The organism is Jeotgalibacillus sp. JSM ZJ347 (assembly GCF_044383825.1).
Lineage (GTDB): Bacteria > Bacillota > Bacilli > Bacillales > Jeotgalibacillaceae > Jeotgalibacillus.
The window spans coordinates 23,179-37,391 of record NZ_JBISEN010000009.1 but is presented as its reverse complement, the minus strand read 5'-3'; the positions used below and the strand labels follow the sequence as shown (position 1 = coordinate 37,391).

Sequence of the window (14,213 nt, the reverse complement as noted above, 5' to 3'; positions counted from 1 at the left end):
AGAGCTTAACAATTATTTCTAAAATCAAGTGTACGCCAATCTGCTGAAGGGAATAACAATCTTTAACCATACATAGAAGGGAAGAAGATCATGAGCGCAACAAAAACTAAAAACATTCAGCAGATGTTTCAGGACATTCGTGTCTATAGTGAAAAGCTTACGTCAGGAATGGAAATTGAGGATTTTATTTTACAGGCAGACACATTTGTGAGTCCGACGAAATGGCACCTGGCCCATACGACCTGGTTTTTTGAAAAGTTTATTCTGACTGAGTTCGTGGATGGATACAAACCTTTTAATGAACAATTCTTTTATCTTTTTAACTCGTATTACGAGACAGTGGGAGAGTTTCATCCACAGTCAAAACGTGGTCTCATTTCACGCCCAACGGTAAAAGAGACGGTCAGCTACCGGAACCACGTAAATGAGCAGATTAACAAGCTGCTTGATACGGCAGAAATAACGGATCATCTCTATGAGTTAATCGAGATGGGGCTTCAGCATGAACAGCAGCATCAGGAGCTGATTCTGATGGACATCAAATATAATCTTTCATTTAACCCGCTCTATCCGGCGCTATTTGAGCACAAAGCAACTAAGGGAGACAAGGCGCCTGAGCTGACATTCACTTCTTTTGATAAAGGAATGACCAAAATTGGTACTGATGCGCAGGAATTTGCTTTTGATAATGAAACGCCATGTCATGATGCCTATCTGAATGGCTGTCAGATTGCCAATCGGCCGGTTACAAATCGTGAGTACCTGAAGTTTATTGAGGACGGAGGGTATGACAGAGCGGAATTATGGCTGTCAGATGGCTGGCAGATTGTGAAAAGAGAGAAGTGGAACGCACCGCTTTACTGGGTTAAAAAAGATGATAAATGGTCAAACTTCACATTGAGTGGATTACAGCCCATTGACTGGGAAGCGCCTGTTACACACGTCAGTTTTTATGAAGCAGATGCTTACGCAAGATGGTCCGGCAAGCGCCTGCCGACTGAACAGGAATGGGAGCATGCGATGAAGGGTGAAGAAGTAAAAGGGAACTTTATGGATGATGACCGTTATCAGCCTGATGATACTTACAGCGGATCCGGATTTGAAAAAGCATTTGGTGACGTATGGGAATGGACGCAGAGTCCCTATACGCCATACCCGCGCAGTAAACCCCTTGATGGTGCGCTGGGTGAGTATAATGCCAAGTTTATGTCGAATCAGATTGTGCTGAAAGGCGGTTCGTGCGTGACGCCACTTTCTCATATCAGGCTGACTTACCGTAATTTCTTTTACCCTCATATGAGGTGGCAATTCAGCGGAATCAGATTGGCAGATGATCCTGTAGAAAACTAACATAACAGTGCCCTGAGGATTTCTCCGTCAGGGTACTTAGTCTTTTGTCCCAAATCCCACATCTTTTGATGCAATTGATACCCTGTTATTGTGTTAGTACAGAATTTTTATAGTACAGATGAAAATTTATTTTTCGCTATTAAAATAGCATTGAACACGATTACATAGGAAACATAAAGTTGCTGTACCAGTTTGAAACAGTTACTGTAACACAAATTTCTTTTTGCGTTATGGAAATGACTGTGATACTCTTTAACTGATAATTTCATTAATTTATTTGCTGGGGGAGCCAAGTGGCTGAGACAGTTTTTAGCTGAACCCTTTGTACCTGATCTGGATGATGCCAGCGGAGGGAAGTATGCTTACATAGTTACGTGTATAAGCCGCTTCCTTTAATAGGAAGCGGTGTTTTTTTATGTAATTGAAGGAGGGAGGCAGACGATGAAAGAAACATGGTATTTTCTTGATTCCGGTCACGGCACACCGTCATTTAATATGGCAATGGATGAAGTGCTGATGAACTGGCATAGCGAAGGCAAAATTCCGCCGGTACTGAGATTTTACGGCTGGAAGCCTGCAGGGATCTCGGTCGGCTTTTTTCAAAAGGTTGGTGGCAGTATAGATCTTGAAAATGCTGAGAAGTACGGTGTTGAACTTGTGCGCAGACAAACAGGCGGGAGAGCTGTCCTGCATGAAGATGAGCTCACCTATAGTGTGCTTGTATCTGAAAATCATCCAGATATGCCAAAGTCGATTAAAGAAGCCTATCTGGTTCTGTCGAAAGGCATTTTAGAAGGCTACCGTGCGCTTGGTATTCCGGCAGAGTTTTCGATTCCTGAGGAAAAGCAGAAGCAGAACGGATCAGCCGTCTGCTTTGAAGAGCCGTCATGGTATGAGTTGATAGTTGACGGTAAAAAGGCAGCCGGAAGTGCGCAGACACGTAAAAAAGGTGTTATTTTACAGCATGGTTCTATCCCGATTTCAATGGATCTTGAAAAGCTATTTGATTTATTTATTTATCCAAGTGAAAAAGTAAAGGAGCGTGCACGACGCGCATTTACAAAAAGAGCCGTCGCAATTAATGACGTGCTTGAACGTCCTGTCACATTTGAAGAAGTGAATCATGCATTTAGAGAAGGGTTCATGAAAGGGCTCGATATTCATCTGGAACCTTTTACACCGCCAGAAGAGATGTTAAGAGCAGCAGCAGAGCTAGAAGAGAAGTATAAGAGTGAAGAATGGAGCTATAAGCGGGAAGGGAGACAGAGAGTATGACAAATGCAAAAGAACATGTACGTAAACCCGAATGGTTGAAGGTAAAGTTAAATACGAATGATTCCTATAAAAAGCTGAAGAAAATGATGCGTGAGAAGAAGCTGAATACAGTATGTGAAGAGGCGAAGTGTCCGAATATTCACGAATGCTGGAGTGAGCGTAAAACGGCGACATTTATGATTCTTGGGGATACGTGTACGAGAGCATGTCGCTTTTGTGCAGTGAAAACAGGTCTGCCGAATGAGCTTGACTGGGGCGAGCCTGAACGTGTGGCAGAGTCTACTGAAATGATGGGCTTAAAACACGTCGTTGTCACAGCGGTTGCGCGTGATGACTTGAATGACGGGGGCGCTGCAGTATTTGCTGAGACAGTCCGTGCGATTCACCGCCGTCTGCCAAGCTGTACAGTCGAAGTATTACCTTCAGATATGAAAGGTGATTATGAAAGCCTTCATACACTAATGGATGCAGAGCCGGATATTTTCAACCACAATATCGAAACGGTTCGCCGTCTGACGAAAAGAGTACGTGCGCGTGCGATGTATGACCGTTCACTTGAACTGCTTGCACGTGTAAAAGAAATTGCGCCGAATATCCCGACAAAATCAAGTATCATGGTTGGTCTTGGTGAAACGAAGGAAGAGCTGATTGAAGCGATGGATGATCTGCGTGCACACAATGTAGATATCCTGACACTTGGTCAGTACCTGCAGCCAACGAAAAAGCATCTTGATGTTGTGCGTTATTATCACCCGGATGAATTCGCAGAGCTGAAGGAAATTGCCCTTTCTAAAGGATTCAAGCATTGTGAAGCAGGTCCAATGGTTCGTTCTTCATACCATGCGGACGAGCAGGTAAGTGAAACGTCTGCACAGCGCCGGATCAAGTATTTAAAGGGCGTTGAAGCAGATGGCAGAACAGTAGACAATCTGCAGTAATAATTGAATAGAATAACACCCACTGGGGGAGCCGGTTAAACCGGCTGAGACGGACTGTTGTCCGGACCCTTTGAACCTGATCTGGATCATACCAGCGTAGGGAAGTGGCCGTATATGCGAACCTTTTAATATACGCCGCTTTCCAGAGAAATTGGAAGGCGGCGTTTTTTGTTGGTATTTGTAAAGTGGGCTGATAATTTCCGCTTCAGGGGGACGCTTTCTATGGCCGGGCGGTGAGCCAGCAGGCTGCGCCGTGCTCTGTCTCACCTGTCCCTTCCTGCCATAGGAGTCACCCCCTTACGCTACAATTATCAGCTGTTCAAATACAATAAATAGCTTAAATAATGTTTATTTAGTAAGCGTTTTGTCAGATTTATTATACGAAGGAGGAGAAATTATGACTTTTTGTTCAGATGTAAGAAAAGAGTGTAACGATCTTTGGGAAGCAAGCTTTGAGCACCCTTTTGTAAAAGGGATTGCTGAAGGGAGTTTGCCGCTTGATGTATTTAAGTTTTATGTGATGCAGGATGCATATTATTTAACGCATTTTGCAAAGGTACAGGCGATTGGTGCTGTGAAAGCAAAGGATCTGAAGACGACAAAAAGCTTTGCACATCACTCAGAGCAGACGTGTGCAGCTGAGCTTGCGCTGCATGAATCCTTTATGGAACTGCTTGGAGTGACAGATGAGGACTGGAGGCGTTTTGAGCCGTCTCCTACTGCTTATGCATATGTGTCCCATATGTACCGCTCAGCTAAAGGGGACCTGGCTGATGTGCTTGCTGCGATCCTGCCGTGCTACTGGCTCTACTATGAAATTGGTGAGCGTTTGAAGAATGAAAAGCCGGAGCACCCAATTTATCAAAAGTGGATTGAAACATATGGTTCTGAATGGTTCGGAGAGCTCGTAGAAGAACAAATTAACAGAATGAATGAACTGGCAGAGGATCTTTCAGACGAGAGAATCAAAGAATTAAAGGCTCACTTCAGCAGAAGCAGCTATTACGAGTTGAACTTCTGGGAGCAGGCATGGACGAAAGAAAGCTGGGCAATTCAATTAAAGGAGCGTGTCAAAAATGATTAAACAGCTAAGAGAAAAGAAGCCGCTGGTTCACTGTATAACGAACTACGTTGTCGCCAATTTTCAGGCGAATGGAATGTTAGCACTCGGTGCTTCACCGGTTATGGGGGATGAGCTTGAAGAAGTAGAGGAACTTACGTCTATTGCAGACGCACTATCGTTGAATATAGGAACACTTAATAAGCGATCAGTTGAGAGTATGATACATGCAGGCAGAGCAGCAAATAAAACAGGCATACCAGTTGTGCTTGATCCTGTAGGGGCCGGTGCAACCTCTTATCGACTCTCAGCTATTGATGAAATATTAAAGGGAGTTAAGATCACAGCTCTAAGGTGTAATGCAGGAGAACTTGCTGCCATTATGCGAAGAGATTGGTCTGCAAAAGGTGTTGATGCCGGGGAGGGTGATGCTGATCTTACTTCAATCGCTTTAGAAGCTGCTAGGACATATAACCTGATTATCGCTGTGACAGGTGCAGTTGATATCGTGACAGACGGTGAGGTTGTGCATGAGATCCAGGCAGGGCGTCAGATAATGTCTTCTGTTACCGGAATGGGTTGTTTACTTTCAAGTGTGACTGCAGCGTTTTTAACTGTTGAACAATCAGTTGATGCTGTAGCAGAGGCTGTTCAATTTTATGGTGAAGCAGGTGAAAAAGCAGCTGCTGTGTCATATCGTCCGGGGAGCTTTAAAACTGCGTTCCTTGACGCAGTGTATGAAATGAATGAGAGCAGATTTCAAAAAGGAGGCACACGATGAAGCAGGTACTAACAATTGCAGGTTCAGATTCAGGAGGCGGAGCAGGGATTCAGGCTGATATTAAAACATTTCAGGAACTGGGTGTATTTGGGACATCAGTTATAACTGCCGTCACAGCTCAAAATACGCTGGGGGTAAAAGACGTTGCTCCAGTACCGGTCGGCAATCTGGAAAAGCAGCTGCAGGCAGTGGGTGAAGACTTTGAGATTGCAGCGCTTAAAACCGGTATGCTGTTTGATGTTAAGACGATTCAGACGGTAGCAAAATATATTAAGTATTATGAATGGAAGCATTTGATTGTTGACCCGGTCATGATCGCTAAAGGAGGAGCCAGCCTGCTGCGGGAGGAGGCGAAGGATTCATTGATTGAAAATCTTTTGCCCCTTGCTGCTGTAGTCACTCCGAATATACCTGAAGCAGAAGCGTTAAGCGGTATCAGTATATCGGATGAAACGACAAGACGAATGGCTGCTGAGAAGATACTTGAAAGCGGCGCGCAGGGGGTGCTGGTGAAGGGAGGACACGGTGAAGATCCTGACTTTACCGAAGATTATTATCTCGACCAGTATGGTGGTTCATTAGTGCTAAGATCCTCACGTATTCCTACAAAGCATACACATGGTACAGGGTGCACATTTTCAGCTGCCCTTGCAGCAGAGTTCGCAAAAGGACAATCTATTGAAGATGCTTTCCTGACAGCGAAGAAATTTATTCAAAGTGCGATTGAGCATTCGTTAAATATAGGTGCGGGTCACGGACCGACGAACCACAGCGCGTACCGTCATTATGCACAAAAGGAGATGATCGGATATGTTCACTAAGCCTGCTGTTTATTTGATTTTTGGTACCCCGAATACCGGTCAGATGGATCCTCTCCTGCTTCTTGAGGAAGCATTGAAAGGAGGAATCAGCTATTTCCAGTTAAGAGAAAAGGGACCTGGCGCACTGACCGGTCAGCCTTTAAAGGAATTTGCACTGAAATGTCAGGCGCTGTGCCGTTTATATCATGTTCCTTTTATCATCAATGATCATGTTGACCTGGCCTGTGAAATTAGTGCTGATGGTATTCATGTTGGTCAGGAGGATACTTGTGCGCAAACTGTAAGAGCAAAAATCGGTCATAAGATGTTCCTTGGTGTTTCAGTACATTCACTTGAAGAAGCTGAACATGCAGTAGAAGATGGTGCTGATTATCTGGGCATGGGACCGATATACGGTACAAAAAGTAAGCCGGATGCAAAAGAACCTTCAGGTGTGGCTAAAATCATTCGTGTAAAGAACGAGTTTCCATATATTCCTGTTGTTGGCATTGGTGGAATCACTGCATCAAATGCAGGATCTGTATGGGAAGCTGGTGCTGAAGGTATTGCAGTCATATCAGCTGTTACAGAAGCAGAAAATGTTCAGCAGGAAGTTAAACGGCTGACTGCTTCTTATCGGAGGGAGAATGTATGAGTACCAAAAAGCTTGTTCTGATGGCCATGCTTGTTGCTATTGCAGTAGCAGGTTCGGCATTTGTCTCATTTCCGGCAGGTGTCGCAAGAGCTTATCCAGTACAGCATGCAATCAACGTCATGGCAGGCGTATTATTTGGCCCGGGTCCGGCCGTTGCAATCGCTTTTGTGACGGGACTGATTCGCATATTAACCGGAACAGGATCACTTCTTGCATTTCCAGGAGGCATGATCGGTGCAGCTCTTGCAGGTCTGTTTTACTTATGGAGTGGGCGCGTCTGGTTGGCAGCGGCCGGTGAAATAATAGGAACAGGGGTCATTGCGTCACTTGTCGCAGTTCCTTATGCAGCCATTTTAATGGGTACTGAAGCCGGGTTCTTTTATTTTATGCCGGCATTTCTCGCTTCAAGTATCAGTGGTGCAGTAATTGGGGTAGTTACATCTAAAAAAATGAAAAATGCTGCTTTCTCACTTCATAATTAAAAGATAGATTTTTAATCCATCTTTCCTTGATATCACTGGGATGAAGGGGCTTTTGACAATTTTTTTATAAAGAATTTGTCAATTTCCCCTTTTCAAATATACCCAATGCGCGTATTATGATTAGTAAAAAAAGGAACAGAATTATGCCCTATTCAGACTCCTTAGCAATTGAAAATATTATCGCTGCTGTCGACCATCACCTCGCCGTTGCTTTTATTGATCTTCACGGTCGCTTTGAGTTTGTAAATGAAAATTTTTGTGAAACTACACAGTATTCAGAAGAAGAGCTGATGAATGCTCATTTTTCAATGCTACTTCATCCCGATTATAGTGTTAACCAACTGAACGATGCATTAAAGCAGATCAGACAGGGGCGTCTCTGGCAGGGTGAGATGTTGAACCAAAAGAAAGATGGATCACCGCTGTGGGTAAACTCTACAATTGTACCAATGTTTGACGACGAAGGAAGACCTTTTCGTTATTTCATTTATAAAGTAGACGTTACTGATAAAATAGAAATGAAAGAAAAGCTGGATGAAACCGAAGAAAAACTTAGGCTAACGGTTAGTGAAATGAATTACCTGAAACATGTGCTGGACCAATCTTCTATGGTCACGATTATAGATCGTAATCGTACGATTCTATACCTAAATGAACGTGCTGCAGAATTAATGAAACGATCCCCTCTCGAGATTATTGGGAAACCGGTGGACAATTTAAATGCGAGGTGTCATCCGGATTCGTTTTATGATGAGATGTGGGAAACACTTTATCGTGGAGAGATCTGGAGCGGAGATATTCAGACGAAAGATAAAGAAGGTGAAACGAAATGGACCAGCACGCGTGTTTTTCCGATGATAGGTCCATCAGGTGAAGCAACCCGTTTTATTTTTGTCAGCCAGGATATTACCCAGGCAAAAGAAGCAGAGCAGCTTGTGCTGCGGTCTGAAAAGTTATCCGTATTAGGTGAACTCGCTGCCGGTATCGCACATGAGATCAGAAATCCGCTCACTTCTTTAAAAGGTTTTACTGCCTTACTTGAAGAAGGTGAAACGTCAACTGAGAAAAAAGCATATTTATCCGTATTGAAATCAGAAATTGACCGTATAGAATATACGGTCAATGAATTAATGATGCTTGCAAAGCCGCAGAAGTCTGAAATGAGACTTGTAAAGATTGAAGAGCTCGTCCGCAGCGTGTGTGCTTTCCTTCAACCGGAGCTTACGATGAAAAATATTGAGTTAAGCTGTGATGGAAAAAAATCGACTGCCGAAGTGTTATGTGAATCCAATCAGATTAAGCAGGTTGTCATGAATGTATTGAAAAATGCAATCGAAGCCATGAAACAGGGTGGACGCATTCATGTCTCTTATCTTTATCATGAAAAGACAATGTCCATTGTGGTGGAGGATGATGGCGAGGGGATGAGTGAAGAGGTGCTAAAAAAGATTGATACACCTTTTTTTACGACCAAACAGACAGGGAATGGTCTCGGGATCCCGATGTGTCAGAATATCATGAAGCTCCATCGTGGAGAAATGAAAATATCGAGCACGCCTGGTGCGGGGACGACCGTTGAACTTATATTACCGTATTAAAAAAACGTTCAGCTTATACTAAAAGCTGAACGTTTTTTAGATTATTTTATCAGTGAAGCTGATTGTCTGTTTGAAAAGCTGTTCCAGGTCTGACAGGTCCGTCACCGACCTGATCATGGCGTTAATATACTCAGTCCGGTCAAGCTGATCATACTGCCACTCAATGCCTCTTGAACGGGCATATTCGTGAAGAAAAGAGCGGATTGTCCGTCCGTTTCCTTCACGGAAAGGGTGGAGCATGTTCAGTTCGGATTTAAAATAAGCAAGCCTGTTAGCCGCCTGGTTGAGCGTTGACCACTCTGCTTCAGCGGCAAGTTCATTAAAAGTCTGTTCTGCATAACTATCCAGAAACTGTGCCTGACAAAAGCGTGTGTTTCCTTTCATCAGCTGAACGGTGCGAAACTGACCGGCAAACGGGTAAATGTCCTGAAAGAAATGCCGGTGCAGGTCTTTAAAGCTTTGGATATCAAATGATGAGACCTTATATTGCTTTCTCACAAACTCCGCAGCACGAAGGGAAAAAGTGAGTGCTTCAGCTTCCATTAAGGCTTTTTCATTTTTAACCCCAAGCAGGTTATACTTCAGCAGGAAATCATCATTTTCACAGCTGATATACTTATCCACGGGACAGCAGGTCCTTAATCACTGAAGGTGTGATCGGCTTATCTGCATTTATCGTTTCCAGCACTTTCTCCTGTAATCCCTGATTCAAAGACAGGTTTTCTAAATGCAGATTCTTCATGATTCTTTTAAACTCCGGTGATTCAATTTTGACATCTTTCATTCAGCGATTCCCCCACCTTTTCATGAGTTCCTATACTTTCATTATACCACGAAAAGGCTGTCAGATAAGCAATTTCATCAGCTTAATCGACTTAACATCCGGTTGAAGATGATCAGTGTAATAAAGATCACGACGATTCCGATCATCAAGCCTGCAATCTGGGCTGTCTCTGCTGCAAATCTACCTGATAATAATGCATCTTCACTCAGGTGATAGACAAAAAAGCCAAGTATAGTGGATACAATAAGGTTGGCGACACTCCACGCAACCTTAAATGACAGCGGTCTTGCATCAAATGCACCCATGTTCTCTTTCAGGTAATTCTGTGCCTCATCAAGTGAGGTGTATTCCCCAACGAGTTCTTCATCGCTGTAAAAATGACTGTTTTGTGATTTAGAGCTGAAAAATACAAAATATTGACCGTCTTCTTTACGGATATCATATTTGTGTATGCCAACTACACCTTTTTTAGCTACTCTTTTTGTTCTTGTACGTATGTGTTCCATTGTAGACCTCAAATCCTTAGATTAATCTTTTATTTATTTATCGTACCATAAACCGAAAAAGCCTTGATACCTGGCTATCGAAACCTCACAAAAATATGATTGTTATATTGTAATTTTAAAGATGATCGGCTAATATTTAGAAATGCCTTACAATATCATACATATACAGGGGGAAGACCTTTGAATCATCAGGGAATCAAATCAGAAAGAGAAACGGTTTACTTTATACTTTCAGCTATATTTAGCGTGCTGATCTATATTGTCGCTGCTGTTTCGATTATTGGAATTGGGATTGCGCTTGCTGTTCTTGCAGTCGTTCTTTTTACAAATGCACTTATGCTCGGCTCGATCCGTGGCAATGGGGTAAGAGTGAGTGAGAGACAGTTTTCAGATGTCTATGAGCGGACTGTTGTTTTATCTAATGAAATGGGATTAAAGAAAGTACCCGACTTCTTTGTTATTCAGTCTGAAGGTGCATTGAATGCCTTTGCGACAAGATTTTTCGGTCGTAATATGATTGTCGTTTATTCAGAGGTATTTGAATTAGCAAGACAGAATGGACAGGAAGAGCTGGACTTTATCATTGCGCATGAACTCGCGCATATCAAACGTAACCACATCTGGAAAAACATTTTGGTGTTGCCTGCCCAGTTAGTACCTTTTTTATCTCAGGCCTACAGCCGGTCATGTGAGTATACATGCGATAGGCACGCTGCATATCAGGTTGGGAACGCTACTGCTGCTAAGCGTGCACTTACGCTGCTTGGTGTCGGTAAAGTAATGTACCATGAAGTAAATGAAGATGCGTATCTTGAGCAGATCCATTCAGAATCTAACGGGGCGGTATGGCTGAGCGAAGTGCTTTCGACACACCCTCTGCTTCCAAAAAGAATTCTTTCAGTGGAACGTTTCATGAATCCGTCAACACCTCATAATTACAGTCAGCAGCCGGGTAAAATTGTGCTGGGAGCAGGATTGTTGTTTGGGGGACTGGCAGGTGCTTATATAGCAGTTATTATTTCCATGACTCTCGCTGGCGTTGTTTTCGCTTCATTCCTGCCAGATGATTTGAGCGCTGCAGATGATGCATTTTATGAGGACATGGGTTTTGGGGCTACGCCATTAATGGATGCTGTCAGTATGGGAGATATTGATGAGGCGTCTGCGCTAATTGATGCTGGAGCTGATCTTGAAGAAACAGATAACGAGGGTTCAACTGCTTTAATATACGCTGCGTACAGCAGTAATCTGGAAATGCTTGAGTTATTGCTTGAAGCAGGAGCAGATCCCAATACACAGGATGACTATTCAACCCCACTCATGGTCACTGTAGGCTATGACGAACGTGAAGCAGCTGCATTGATTGTCGAGTATGGTGCAGATCCATTCATGACAGACCCTAGCGGTCAAACCCCTGCTGATTATATCAGTACAACAACGGGTGAAGATTTTTATACTTGGATTCAAGAATAGGAGAGGGGATGGGACAAATATGTCTCATCCTTTTTTCACTGGAATTTAATGATAAATTCACACACCTGAAAAAGATCATTATGGTAAAATGAATGAGTATTCATTACATTCAGACAAAGGGGATATGAGCATGTCAGAAGTGTGGTCAAGAATAACAACAGCAATGAACGCCAATCCGGAGCCGATCCGGAATGAAAATGTGCGCTATGAATTTCAGCTGAAAGATGGGGAAACGAAACAGCTGGTATTAAAGCATGGGGAAGCATCTATTGAAGAAGCGGGAGCAGCTGAGCCGAATTGTACATTAAAGCTGAGTGAAAAAGACTTAGTGAAAATGATTGAAGGGAACCTGAGCGCATCAGGTGCATTCATGTTCGGGAAGTTAAAGGTTGATGGGAAGATGGGTTACGCGTTGAAGCTTGAATCATTGTTGAGTGAGTATTCGTTTTAAGCGTCCCGGGCTTGTGGTGCGGCGCAGCGCACGCAAATGGGCTGAGCCGCACGTAATTCTTTTGAAACGCACGTAATTTGGCTGAAGTGCAACACAAAGTGGCTGAAACGAACGCAGCCTTGCATTCAGGCAGCGACCCTGTCTCACACAACCTCAAGACCAATCACCTGATCGAAGGGGATGGTCTTTTTCATATGGTCTGAAGTTGTCATCAGTAAATAGCGCTGCTGGTAGTTAATTAATGTAATGATTCCTTTTACGCTGTCACGCCTGTTGTGTTCGAAGATTTTCAGGTCAACCTTCTGCCGGAATTCGAGCGCTTCCTGAATACCGAGAAAAATCATGTCAAACATCTGTTCATCAAGTTCAGGTTTTGTTTCCTGTTCCATCTCCTCGTAAAAGTCCTTGAGCATTTTCACGTGTTCAGGCAGCATCATTGAGGTCCACTTAATTGTGCCACGGTCCTTGTTCATTTTATTCACGCCCCTTTTTACTCATTATAGGAACGTTTGTTCTGTTTTGTAAATAGGTAAGTGATGGATTTTAACATTTTATTGGGCTGTGTGGGGGGGATATTTAAAAACGTTTCGCTGCGCTTCGGGCGGAGGCTTTCCGGACGGAGGTTGCTGAGCCTCCTCAACGCTCCGCGTTTGCGGGGTCTTAGCTTCCCTCTAATCGTCCCGGAGTCCCCGCCCTACGCTTCGCTGCACTTAGATGGCTTTAATAATTGTTCACTACTTTATAGGGCAGTTAAAAAACCACAACCTTAAAAAAGTCTTTGTAGTCCTCCAAATGAAAATCAGCTGGTTGATCGTTTTGAAAGAGGCAGGTGTGCATGCCGAGCTGTTTTGCCGGGATGATATCGAGTTCACGGTCGCCGATAGCAAGGTCAATGTGATGCTTGTCATGCAGGTATTTGTATGACGCAGGATCAGGTTTGCGCGGAAAGCCGTCATCAGCTGTGACAATGTCGGAAAAGTATTTTGTGAAACCATAGTAATCAAGTACTTTATAGGCACCAGCCTGGTCTTTGTGTGTCATGATCAAGTTGCAGTCAGCTTGCTTCAGTATTTCTTCAACGTGCTCAAACGGCGGCATTTCGTCAGGGTGGATGCTGCCGATTAATTGGTTGTATTCATCAATTTGCGACCTAGTCAAACTGAAATGACTGATCGCATGTGATGCAGATATTTTCAGTTCTTTATAGCAGTCTGCTTCAGATACTTTTCCGTCTAGCACCTGGCTCATGCGCTTTGCATAAGCGGGATAAGTATTAAAAAGTGTGCCGTCGTAATCCCAAAGTATATTCATATCTAGCTCCTTTTACTTAAAATTCTTTGCTCCAGACATCATCTTCAAGCGGAACACCCTGGTCTGTATAAGAGATTTCAATTGTTCCCTGTTCAAAGCCTGTCAATGCTTTAATCTCATTATACAGTTTTTCAAATAACTCCCCGTCACTTTTCTGTGCGTTCCGGGGGATTGCAACCATAAGAAAAGGAGAAGTATTATATGCTTTGTAGCTAAATGGCTGGTCAGGATCTTGACCTTTACCGGTATCCTCATCTAGAAATACCCAGATATATTCAATGCGATCAAATGATTGTTCAAAAAGCGGCTGTATATCTTCAACAATCTGATCTTCCATACGTTCCTTTACATAATTGTCTGTTACTTCACCGGTTGTCTGCCGTTCATAGACAAGAAATTCTGTCCCATCTCCGAGATGCCTTACATTTGCCGCGTATTCAAATTCAGGGAAGTTTCCCATATTATCATAAAGCACATCATAAATTTCTGTGTCCGCTTCAATACGCTCCCTTAGATACTCATCTGCAACTTCTTCTATATATCTTTCTTCTCCCGGGTCTGCTTTCATGCTCTGGACAAAAGTAAAAAATAATATACCAGCTCCCGCAATGAACACGCCAGCCGCAATCCCTAATGAAATGAATATTTTCTTCATCATGATGGTTTACTCCACTTCTTTTTTGTATTTTATCTGTTGTAATTGGTAACGATTAACATAAAGGAAAGTTTCAGAAAATATATCATTTATC

The 14,213-nt window shown here is 43.2% G+C and carries 17 protein-coding genes and 2 riboswitches; of the genes, 11 read left to right on the top strand and 6 right to left on the bottom strand.

Translation table 11 applies throughout. The features are described 5' to 3' along the window. Positions 1–90: 90 nt before the first annotated feature. From egtB to ACH6CZ_RS15625, 9 genes are all read left to right on the top strand, one after another. A complete protein-coding gene (egtB, locus tag ACH6CZ_RS15665; RefSeq protein WP_374098382.1) occupies positions 91–1,350 on the top strand; it encodes an ergothioneine biosynthesis protein EgtB in 1,260 nt (419 codons plus the stop codon). 272 nt (positions 1,351–1,622) lie between these two features. After that, a riboswitch (TPP riboswitch) is annotated at positions 1,623–1,722 on the top strand. Positions 1,723–1,791: 69 nt separating this feature from the next. After that, entirely contained in the window at positions 1,792–2,625 is an 834-nt protein-coding gene (locus tag ACH6CZ_RS15660; protein WP_374098381.1) for a lipoate--protein ligase family protein, read from the top strand. Continuing rightward, positions 2,622–3,563, top strand: coding sequence for a lipoyl synthase (gene lipA, locus ACH6CZ_RS15655; RefSeq protein WP_039807743.1), 942 nt, complete (start codon positions 2,622–2,624; stop codon positions 3,561–3,563). The genes ACH6CZ_RS15660 and lipA overlap by 4 nt, the downstream gene beginning before the upstream one ends. A gap of 14 nt (positions 3,564–3,577) precedes the next feature. After that, a riboswitch (TPP riboswitch) is annotated at positions 3,578–3,683 on the top strand. Between the two features lie 277 nt (positions 3,684–3,960). Next, on the top strand, positions 3,961–4,647 hold the full coding sequence (gene tenA / locus ACH6CZ_RS15650; RefSeq protein WP_374098380.1) for a thiaminase II: 687 nt from the start codon (positions 3,961–3,963) through the stop codon (positions 4,645–4,647). Next, positions 4,640–5,404, top strand: a complete 765-nt coding sequence (thiM, locus tag ACH6CZ_RS15645) for a hydroxyethylthiazole kinase (RefSeq protein WP_374098379.1) — start codon at positions 4,640–4,642, stop codon at positions 5,402–5,404. The genes tenA and thiM overlap by 8 nt, the downstream gene beginning before the upstream one ends. Further along, positions 5,401–6,225, top strand: a complete 825-nt coding sequence (gene thiD, locus ACH6CZ_RS15640; RefSeq protein ID WP_374098378.1) for a bifunctional hydroxymethylpyrimidine kinase/phosphomethylpyrimidine kinase — start codon at positions 5,401–5,403, stop codon at positions 6,223–6,225. The genes thiM and thiD overlap by 4 nt, the downstream gene beginning before the upstream one ends. After that, a complete protein-coding gene (gene thiE / locus ACH6CZ_RS15635; protein WP_374098377.1) occupies positions 6,215–6,859 on the top strand; it encodes a thiamine phosphate synthase in 645 nt (214 codons plus the stop codon). The genes thiD and thiE overlap by 11 nt, the downstream gene beginning before the upstream one ends. Further along, positions 6,856–7,341, top strand: coding sequence for an energy coupling factor transporter S component ThiW (thiW, locus tag ACH6CZ_RS15630; protein ID WP_374098376.1), 486 nt, complete (start codon positions 6,856–6,858; stop codon positions 7,339–7,341). The genes thiE and thiW overlap by 4 nt, the downstream gene beginning before the upstream one ends. 143 nt (positions 7,342–7,484) lie before the next feature. Then, on the top strand, positions 7,485–8,939 hold the full coding sequence (locus ACH6CZ_RS15625; RefSeq protein ID WP_374098375.1) for a PAS domain-containing protein: 1,455 nt from the start codon (positions 7,485–7,487) through the stop codon (positions 8,937–8,939). A gap of 36 nt (positions 8,940–8,975) precedes the next feature. Here the strand turns inward: ACH6CZ_RS15625 and ACH6CZ_RS15620 are convergent, their stop codons facing one another. The 3 genes from ACH6CZ_RS15620 to ACH6CZ_RS15610 all read right to left on the bottom strand — a co-directional run bounded on the left by ACH6CZ_RS15620 (position 8,976) and on the right by ACH6CZ_RS15610 (position 10,229). Further along, positions 8,976–9,563: a Fic/DOC family protein gene (locus ACH6CZ_RS15620; protein ID WP_374098374.1), complete on the bottom strand. Its 588-nt coding sequence runs from the start codon at positions 9,561–9,563 to the stop codon at positions 8,976–8,978. Next, complete coding sequence (locus ACH6CZ_RS15615) at positions 9,556–9,723, bottom strand: Zn-dependent hydrolase (protein WP_374098373.1); 168 nt, start codon at positions 9,721–9,723, stop codon at positions 9,556–9,558. The genes ACH6CZ_RS15620 and ACH6CZ_RS15615 overlap by 8 nt, the downstream gene beginning before the upstream one ends. A gap of 77 nt (positions 9,724–9,800) precedes the next feature. Further along, positions 9,801–10,229: a hypothetical protein gene (locus tag ACH6CZ_RS15610; RefSeq protein WP_374098372.1), complete on the bottom strand. Its 429-nt coding sequence runs from the start codon at positions 10,227–10,229 to the stop codon at positions 9,801–9,803. 180 nt (positions 10,230–10,409) lie between these two features. Here ACH6CZ_RS15610 and ACH6CZ_RS15605 point away from each other — a divergent pair, with 180 nt between their 5' ends. Both ACH6CZ_RS15605 and ACH6CZ_RS15600 read left to right on the top strand, forming a co-directional pair. Then, a complete protein-coding gene (locus ACH6CZ_RS15605; protein WP_374098371.1) occupies positions 10,410–11,702 on the top strand; it encodes a M48 family metallopeptidase in 1,293 nt (430 codons plus the stop codon). Between the two features lie 130 nt (positions 11,703–11,832). Further along, on the top strand, positions 11,833–12,153 hold the full coding sequence (locus ACH6CZ_RS15600) for an SCP2 sterol-binding domain-containing protein (protein ID WP_374098370.1): 321 nt from the start codon (positions 11,833–11,835) through the stop codon (positions 12,151–12,153). A gap of 143 nt (positions 12,154–12,296) precedes the next feature. On the opposite strand, the gene ACH6CZ_RS15595 is transcribed toward ACH6CZ_RS15600, so the two are convergent. The 3 genes from ACH6CZ_RS15595 to ACH6CZ_RS15585 all read right to left on the bottom strand — a co-directional run bounded on the left by ACH6CZ_RS15595 (position 12,297) and on the right by ACH6CZ_RS15585 (position 14,122). Continuing rightward, complete coding sequence (locus ACH6CZ_RS15595) at positions 12,297–12,626, bottom strand: YolD-like family protein (protein WP_374098369.1); 330 nt, start codon at positions 12,624–12,626, stop codon at positions 12,297–12,299. A gap of 277 nt (positions 12,627–12,903) precedes the next feature. Next, positions 12,904–13,464 (bottom strand): HAD-IA family hydrolase, encoded by a 561-nt coding sequence (locus ACH6CZ_RS15590; protein ID WP_374098368.1) that lies wholly within the window; start codon positions 13,462–13,464, stop codon positions 12,904–12,906. A gap of 16 nt (positions 13,465–13,480) precedes the next feature. After that, the gene (locus tag ACH6CZ_RS15585; protein WP_374098367.1) at positions 13,481–14,122 is read right to left on the bottom strand and encodes a hypothetical protein; all 642 of its coding nucleotides are present in this window, start codon (positions 14,120–14,122) and stop codon (positions 13,481–13,483) included. Positions 14,123–14,213: the final 91 nt, after the last annotated feature.

Excerpts from the sequence above, each read along its gene's own strand:
- egtB (WP_374098382.1), top strand. The coding sequence starts at position 91 with ATGAGCGCAACAAAAACTAAAAACATTCAGCAGATGTTTCAGGACATT.
- ACH6CZ_RS15660 (WP_374098381.1), top strand. The coding sequence starts at position 1,792 with ATGAAAGAAACATGGTATTTTCTTGATTCCGGTCACGGCACACCGTCA.
- lipA (WP_039807743.1), top strand. The coding sequence starts at position 2,622 with ATGACAAATGCAAAAGAACATGTACGTAAACCCGAATGGTTGAAGGTA.
- tenA (WP_374098380.1), top strand. The coding sequence starts at position 3,961 with ATGACTTTTTGTTCAGATGTAAGAAAAGAGTGTAACGATCTTTGGGAA.
- thiM (WP_374098379.1), top strand. The coding sequence starts at position 4,640 with ATGATTAAACAGCTAAGAGAAAAGAAGCCGCTGGTTCACTGTATAACG.
- thiD (WP_374098378.1), top strand. The coding sequence starts at position 5,401 with ATGAAGCAGGTACTAACAATTGCAGGTTCAGATTCAGGAGGCGGAGCA.
- thiE (WP_374098377.1), top strand. The coding sequence starts at position 6,215 with ATGTTCACTAAGCCTGCTGTTTATTTGATTTTTGGTACCCCGAATACC.
- thiW (WP_374098376.1), top strand. The coding sequence starts at position 6,856 with ATGAGTACCAAAAAGCTTGTTCTGATGGCCATGCTTGTTGCTATTGCA.
- ACH6CZ_RS15625 (WP_374098375.1), top strand. The coding sequence starts at position 7,485 with ATGCCCTATTCAGACTCCTTAGCAATTGAAAATATTATCGCTGCTGTC.
- ACH6CZ_RS15615 (WP_374098373.1), bottom strand. The coding sequence starts at position 9,723 with ATGAAAGATGTCAAAATTGAATCACCGGAGTTTAAAAGAATCATGAAG.
- ACH6CZ_RS15610 (WP_374098372.1), bottom strand. The coding sequence starts at position 10,229 with ATGGAACACATACGTACAAGAACAAAAAGAGTAGCTAAAAAAGGTGTA.
- ACH6CZ_RS15600 (WP_374098370.1), top strand. The coding sequence starts at position 11,833 with ATGTCAGAAGTGTGGTCAAGAATAACAACAGCAATGAACGCCAATCCG.
- ACH6CZ_RS15595 (WP_374098369.1), bottom strand. The coding sequence starts at position 12,626 with ATGAACAAGGACCGTGGCACAATTAAGTGGACCTCAATGATGCTGCCT.
- ACH6CZ_RS15590 (WP_374098368.1), bottom strand. The coding sequence starts at position 13,464 with ATGAATATACTTTGGGATTACGACGGCACACTTTTTAATACTTATCCC.
- ACH6CZ_RS15585 (WP_374098367.1), bottom strand. The coding sequence starts at position 14,122 with ATGATGAAGAAAATATTCATTTCATTAGGGATTGCGGCTGGCGTGTTC.